Origin of the sequence: Streptomyces turgidiscabies Car8 (assembly GCF_000331005.1) — a bacterium.
Taxonomy (GTDB): domain Bacteria; phylum Actinomycetota; class Actinomycetes; order Streptomycetales; family Streptomycetaceae; genus Streptomyces; species Streptomyces turgidiscabies.
Genome location: NZ_AEJB01000628.1, coordinates 1 through 5,710, shown reverse-complemented (window position 1 = coordinate 5,710; position 5,710 = coordinate 1). Strand labels below are relative to the sequence as shown.

Here is a 5,710-nt window from a genome sequence, read left to right as displayed (position 1 = left end):
CATGCCCGCCCCCAACTCCGGCTGCCCAGCCGCCCCCGCTTTCCCGGCGGACCCCACTCGCCCCACTCCCGAAACCCTCCGCTACACCCTCACCCTCCCGGCCGCACTCGCGAGCCCGGCGATGGCGAGGGCGGCGACAACCGCGTTCCTGCGGGCCCACGACCTGGCGGACATGCTGGACCCGGCCCTGCAAGCGGTCTCCGAACTCACCGAGACGGCATGTCAGTTCACCGAGTCGATGGATTTCTCCCCTCAGCGCTGTACAGCTAGGTCCGCAAGGTCACGTACGGCGTCCCACGACCCGTACGAACCCCAGGGACCGGCCCTGGTCGGCGCGCATCAGCTCGATCTGGTCGCGAGCCATGCCCGCCATGAACTCCTCGCTGCTCTCCTCGGCGCACACCTCGCTCCACAGCAGCCAGTCGCGCCAGCCGTCCGTCAGCCAGTCGGCGGCCTCCACCGTCACGGCTCCACTGCGCGTCCACTGACGCCGCCACCAGTCGGCGGAGTGGAACGCCCAGAACTCCGGGTCCCAGAACGGCTTCAGATGCTCCGGCGGCTCCACGCCGTCCGGCTCCTCGCGCAGCGCCGGCATGACGGCTCCGATCCGGCCGCCCGGCTTCAGCAGCCGGGTGAGGCTCGGCAGATACAGGTCGTTCGTGCCGAAGTACTGGTACGCGTCGATGCTCACGATCGCGTCGAACGACCCGTCGCCGAACGGCAGCCGGTGTGCCTCGGCGTACACGGGCAGCACCCGGTCGGCGACGCCCGCCTCGGCGATGCGGCGCGCGTTCTTGCCGGGCTCGATCCACAGATCGGCGGCGGTGACCTGGACGTCGTACTCCCTGGCGAGGAAGACCGACGTCATGGCCTTGCCACAGCCCAGGTCGAGCACCCGGGCGCCGGGCGCGAGGGTGTCGAGGCCGAGCGCGGGGGCCAGCCACTCCAGCAGCCACAGGGCGTGCGGGCCCATCTGGTTGTCGATGATCCAGCGGGCGTCGTACCGGCTGCTGCGCGGGTAGTGGGGGTGGTTCAGCCGCTCAGCGAGCGGGTCGGGACGGTCGTTCGAGGTCCTGGAAGTGATGTCGGACATCGGTGAACGGGCTCCTTGGGTTCTGCGGTGAAGAAGAACGGATCACGTCGGAGCTCGGTCGGACCTTCAAACAACGCACCTGCTCGGGGAGGCGGCGAAAAGCCGGGTACGGACAGTCGACGGCCGGACGCTAGCAGTGGGCATCCGTCGGCCGCATCCGAATTCTCAGGAGGGAGGGGTACGCTCCCGCGCCATGGACGAGAACGCGGAGAAGCACGAGGGGGAGGACGAGGAGGAGTACGAAGACGCGCGGCGCGCCCGCTGGACGGCGACCGGGACCGGAGCACTGCTGGCCCTCGTGGGGCTCGCGGCTTCGACGCTCCGCCTCACGGGCTCCGCGCCCGCCCTCGTACCCGGCGCCTACGCCTTCGGCGCCGTCGTGTGCGGGCTCGCGTCGGTGCTGGGGGCGCGGGGGCGCACCCGACGGGCCCTGTGGCTGCTGGTCATCGGCGTGATGGTGATGGCACTCGGTGACCAGTTCGACTGATTTCGACTGAGGCGACAAAGCTCATGTGATTGTCCTGTGATGTGACTCGCATTCCTGTGAGTAAGGGCACTAACGGCTCAAACGATCACCTGCGCCTGTAACAGTGGTTCGGCATCTCGCTTTCGTTCTTTCTTGCCTTCTTTCGTTTCTTTGCGGGCCGTTCTGTTCATTCACGACTGCTCCCGGTCAAAGATCCACATGTCATCCAGGGAGCACGTCTGTGGCAGCCCTCGCGCGCTGGTGTGTCAGGCACCGCTTGGTCGTCGTTCTGATCTGGCTGGCCGCCTTCGCCGGCGTCACCGCCGCCGCCGCTGTCATGGGCTCGGCGTACTCGAACGACTACGAGGCCCCCGGCACCGAGTCCGGCCGCGCCACCCAGCTCCTGGAGAAAGGCTTCCCCGGGCTGGGCGGCGACACCGACACCGTCGTCTGGCACACGGGGCCCGGCACGGTCCGCGCCGCCGACGTCGAGCAGACGATGACCCGCACCCTGGACCGCATCGCCGACCTGCCGGGCGTGGCCTCGGTCGTCAGCCCCTACGAGGGCGGCGGCAACGGGCGGATCAGCGGCGACGGGCGTACGGCGTACGCCACCGTCACCTTCGACAGGTCCGCCGAGGACATCGGCGAGGGCGAGGCCCGGGCCGTCGTCGACGCGGCCGAGGCGGCGCGGGCCGACGGGCTCCAGGTGGAGCTGGGCGGCAGCGCCATCGCGCTCACCGAGTCGTCCGGCGGCCACCTCGCCGAAACCGTCGGGGTGATCGTCGCCGCCGTCGTGCTGTTCCTCGCCTTCGGCTCGCTCGCCGCCTCCCTGCTGCCCATCGCCACCGCCCTGGTGAGTGTCGGTACGGCGTACGCCGGGATCGTGCTCCTCGGGCACGCGATGACCGTCGCCGACTTCGCGCCCATGCTCGGCATGCTCGTCGGACTCGGCGTGGGAATCGACTACGCCCTGTTCATCGTCACCAGACACCGGCGCGGCCTCAAACGCGGTCTGCCGGTCGCCGAGGCCGCCGTCAACGCCGTCACGACCACCGGACGGGCCGTCGTCTTCGCGGGTGCGACCGTTTGCATCGCCCTGCTGGGGATGCTGATCCTGCGCCTCGGCTTCCTCAACGGGGTCGCCGTCGCGGCCTCCCTGACGGTGGTCCTGACCGTCGCGGCCTCCGTGACCCTGCTGCCCGCCCTGCTGTCGTTCATCGGGCCGCGCGCCCTGAGCCGGCGCGAGCGGCGCAGGCTGGCCGAGCACGGGCCCCAGCCGGAGCTGCCCACCGGCTTCGCCGCCCGCTGGTCCGCGTTCGTCGAGCGCCACCCCAAGGTGCTCGGCGCCGCCGCCCTGGTCGTCATCGCTCTGCTCGCCCTGCCCACCTTCTCGCTCCACCTCGGCACCTCCGACCAGGGAAACAACCCGAAGGCGACGACCACACGGCAGGCCTACGACCTCCTCGCCGACGGTTTCGGCCCCGGCGTCAACGGCCCGCTCACCCTCGTCACGCCGGTCTCCGACGCCGAGGACAAGCTCGTCCTCGACAACCTCGCCGCGACCCTCCGGACCACTGAGGGTGTCGCGTCGTCCTCGCCGGTGACCTACAGCGCGGACGGCTCCACCGGCTACCTCACCGTCGTACCGGAGTCCTCCCCGCAGTCCGTGCGGACCAGCGACCTGGTGGAGCGGCTGCGCGAGAGGGTGCTCCCGCGCGCGGAGACCGGCACCGCGCTCGACCTGCAGGTCGGCGGAGTCACGGCGAGCTATGACGACTTCGCGGATGTGATCATCGGCAAGCTGCCGTTGTTCGTCGGTGTCGTGATCGGCCTGGGCTGTCTGCTGCTCCTGCTCGCGTTCCGGTCGATCGGCATCCCGCTCAAGGCCGCCGTGATGAACGTCGCCGCCGTCGCCTCCGCGTTCGGTGTCGTCGTCGCGATCTTCCAGTGGGGCTGGGGGAGCGAACTGCTGGGCCTCGGCAGCGCCGGCCCGATCGAGCCGTTCCTCCCGGTCATCATGGTCTCGGTCCTCTTCGGGCTCTCCATGGACTACCAGGTCTTCCTGGTCAGCCGGATGTACGAGGAGTGGCTGGAGACCGGCGACAACCGGCGGGCCGTCCGGGTCGGCCTCGCCGAGACCAGCCGCGTGATCAACTCCGCGGCGGTCATCATGATCTCCGTCTTCCTCGCCTTCGTCCTCTCCGGTGACCGAGTGATCGCCATGTTCGGCATCGCCCTGGCCGCCGCCGTCGCCCTCGACGCCTTCGTCCTGAGGACGCTCCTGGTGCCCGCGCTGATGCATCTGCTCGGCGGCGCCAACTGGTGGCTGCCCCGCTGGCTGGACAGACGGCTGCCGCGCATCAGCATCGAGCCGCCCGAGTGCCGGGCCGCCGCCGGGCAAATGCCGGGCGTGGGGGAGACCGCCCGTGCGAGCATTCCGGACGTAATCGACGTGGACGTCATGGACGTACTGGTGAAGGAGCGACCACAGGATGTACGCGATATCCCTGGGTGACGACGGCGCGGAACTGCGGCCCCTGGAGCCCTGGCACGCCGAGGAGTTCCTCGCCCACCTCGACCGGGGGCGGGAGTTCATCACCCGGCACATTCCCTTCGGCATGAAGTCCACGGACCTCGACTCCACGCGGGAGCAGCTCCAGCGGTACGCCGACCAGCGCGCCGCCGACACCGGGTCGCTGCACGGGATCTGGCTGGACGGACAGCTCGTCGGCGGGGTGCTGTTCCTCAACTTCTTCGCGGAGCACGGCAACTGCGAGGTCGGCTGCTGGCTGGAACCCGCGGGCACCGGACGCGGACTGATCACGCGCGCGATGCGGGTCCTCATCGACTGGGCGATTGACGTACGCGGCATGCACCGTGTGGAGTGGCACGCGTCGTCCGTGAACGAAGCGAGCATCAACGTGGCGCGACGGCTGGGCATGAGCCGTGAGGGCCTGCTGCGGGAGAACTACCCGCACCGGGGTGTCCGCGCGGACACCGAGATCTGGTCGGTACTCGCGCCCGAGTGGCGTGCCGCACGCGCGCGCGGCGCTCACAAGGATCATTAAGGAACTTCTCAGACGACATCCGTACGGTGCGAGGCATGGGAACCAAGACAGCAGACGAGACCGGCGCCGAGACCGGTTCCGAGGCGAAGAGCGACGACGTGAAGAGCGGTAACGAGACGGTGGACATCACCAAGGACGAGCAGCCCACCGAGGCCGCGGCCGACACCGAGGTCGAGGTCCTGGGCGACGCCGACGAGTACGAGGGCGACGACCTGAACGACCTGGACGAGGCGGAGCTCGCCGCCGAGCGGGCGGAGTCCTCCGGCGTGGGCCAGGGCGCCGCCGCCGTCGTGTCCGCCGTCCTCGGCTTCGTCTCCCTCACCGGCAGCTGGCTGGGCACGGTGGCCGGAGCGCGCGAGACGCTCGTCGGCCAGCTGGGGACCGCGTCGTCGGCGAGCGTCGCCACCCAGATCAAGGAGGTCTACGGCGACGCCTGGCAGACCACCGCGCTGTGGGGCGGCGTCTTCGCCCTCGCCGCGCTGCTCGTCGGTGTCGCCGCCCTCGCCCGGCCCGCGTTCGGCGCCCCGGGCAAGCCGCAGGCCGTCTGGATCAGGTCGGTCTCCTGGGCGGGCGTCGCCCTCGGCGTCCTCGGACTGCTCATCGCGGTCCTGAAGTACACCGACGTACTGCTGGGTCTGCCCTCCGCGACCTGACCCGGAGGCGGAATCACCGCAGCTCATGAGGGGCCTTAGGCCAGCCGTAAGTACCTTACGGCCGGTCCGGGGCCCCTCAGCTGTTTCTAAGGCCCCCACCCCCTCGGAAGATGCGGAACTCTCCCGATGTGGCGGACCCCCCTGGGAGACGAAGGTTGAGACATCGCAGAGAGCGAAGAACAACCGATCTCGCCAGAGACCTGAGGGGCATCACATGTTCGAGTACGAAATCCAGCAGACCCGTTCCGCCCAGCTGCGCCGTGAGGCCTCGGACGAGCGTCTCGCCCGCGAAGCGATCCGCGCCGGCCGGGCCGCCCGCCGCGAGGCAGCCGGCCGTGCCGCCGAGGGCGAGGTGCATCCCGACGACACCCGCCGCCACTGGTTCACCCGGGCCGCGTGAGCACGGCGGGACGGGCGGACGGTTCTC

General features: G+C 70.2%; 6 protein-coding genes. 5 read left to right on the top strand and 1 reads right to left on the bottom strand.

Going from position 1 to position 5,710, the window contains the following annotated elements:
- Positions 1–280: 280 nt before the first annotated feature.
- Positions 281–1,093, bottom strand: coding sequence for an SAM-dependent methyltransferase (locus STRTUCAR8_RS43790; RefSeq protein ID WP_006382907.1), 813 nt, complete (start codon positions 1,091–1,093; stop codon positions 281–283).
- A 193-nt stretch (positions 1,094–1,286) separates the two neighbouring features.
- Here STRTUCAR8_RS43790 and STRTUCAR8_RS43785 point away from each other — a divergent pair, with 193 nt between their 5' ends.
- From STRTUCAR8_RS43785 to STRTUCAR8_RS43765, 5 genes are all read left to right on the top strand, one after another.
- The gene (locus STRTUCAR8_RS43785) at positions 1,287–1,580 is read left to right on the top strand and encodes a hypothetical protein (RefSeq protein WP_006382904.1); all 294 of its coding nucleotides are present in this window, start codon (positions 1,287–1,289) and stop codon (positions 1,578–1,580) included.
- Positions 1,581–1,800: 220 nt separating this feature from the next.
- Entirely contained in the window at positions 1,801–4,077 is a 2,277-nt protein-coding gene (locus tag STRTUCAR8_RS43780; protein WP_006382909.1) for an MMPL family transporter, read from the top strand.
- Complete coding sequence (locus STRTUCAR8_RS43775; RefSeq protein WP_006382908.1) at positions 4,055–4,630, top strand: GNAT family N-acetyltransferase; 576 nt, start codon at positions 4,055–4,057, stop codon at positions 4,628–4,630. Before STRTUCAR8_RS43780 ends, STRTUCAR8_RS43775 begins: the two co-directional genes overlap by 23 nt.
- A gap of 35 nt (positions 4,631–4,665) precedes the next feature.
- Positions 4,666–5,283 (top strand): hypothetical protein, encoded by a 618-nt coding sequence (locus STRTUCAR8_RS43770; RefSeq protein WP_006382905.1) that lies wholly within the window; start codon positions 4,666–4,668, stop codon positions 5,281–5,283.
- Between the two features lie 214 nt (positions 5,284–5,497).
- Positions 5,498–5,683 carry a hypothetical protein gene (locus STRTUCAR8_RS43765; protein WP_044473924.1) on the top strand — a complete coding sequence of 62 codons (186 nt, stop codon included), beginning with the start codon at positions 5,498–5,500 and terminating at the stop codon, positions 5,681–5,683.
- Positions 5,684–5,710: the final 27 nt, after the last annotated feature.